We start from the raw sequence: 960 nt of genomic DNA, 5'->3' as shown, positions 1-960 counted from the left end.
GTGTGCGATGTATGGACGCAGCGTTACCACAGTGGAAAGCTCGAAGGACCGCAGGTGTCGACCGGGAGGCGGGACACATGGGCGAGAAGACGGGCACGTACCCAGGGGCCGCGGGCAGTGCAGCGGAGGCCGACCGGCCGAGCCACGTGCGCAACGTGGTGCTGGTCGGCCACAGCGGGTCCGGAAAGACCACTCTGGTCGAGGCACTGGCCCTGGCCACCGGCGCGGTCAACCGGGCCGGCCGGGTCGAGGACGGCAGCGCACTCTCCGACTACGACGAGATCGAACACCGCCAGCAACGCTCCGTACAGCTGTCCCTGGTCCCCGTGGGCTGGGCCGGAATCAAGATCAACCTATTGGACGCACCCGGCTACGCCGACTTCGTCGGCGAGCTGAGGGCCGGTCTGCGCGCCGCGGACGCGGCCCTCTTCGTCGTCTCCGCCGCGGAGGGCACCGAGGGCATCACCGGCGCCACCCGCATGGTGTGGGAGGAATGCGCGGCCGTCGGCATGCCGCGCGCCATCGTCATCACCCATCTGGAAGCCGCCCGCGCGGACTTCGACGAGATGACCGAGGCCTGCCGCACCGCCTTCGGCGCGGACTCCCCCGAGAGCATCCTCCCTCTCTACCTCCCGCTGCACGGGCCCGCGGGCGCCGACGGCCACCGCACCGTCGCCGGCCTCGTCGGCCTGCTCTCGCAGCGCGTCTTCGACTACTCCTCCGGCGAACGCGCCGAGACCGCCCCCGCCCCCGACCAGCTCCCGCTGATCGAGGAGGCCCGCAACCGGCTCATCGAGGGCATCATCGCCGAGAGCGAGGACGAGACCCTCATGGACCGCTACCTGGGCGGCGAGGAGATCGACGTCAAAACCCTCGTCCAGGACCTCGAACGGGCCGTGGCACGCGGCTCCTTCCACCCCGTGCTCGCCGCCCAGGTAGCGGTCCATGAGGGTCTCGTCC

General features: G+C 70.9%; 1 protein-coding gene. It reads left to right on the top strand.

Going from position 1 to position 960, the window contains the following annotated elements; genetic code table 11:
* Positions 1 to 77 precede the first annotated feature (77 nt).
* Positions 78 to 960, top strand: an 883-nt coding sequence (locus K6I34_RS37450; RefSeq protein WP_229332468.1) for a GTP-binding protein, incomplete at its 3' end; no start/stop codon positions are given.

Origin of the sequence: Streptomyces sp. UNOC14_S4 (assembly GCF_020740835.1) — a bacterium.
Lineage (GTDB): Bacteria > Actinomycetota > Actinomycetes > Streptomycetales > Streptomycetaceae > Streptomyces.
Note: the sequence above shows the minus strand (reverse complement) of the source record. Positions and strands in the feature narration are given on the sequence as shown.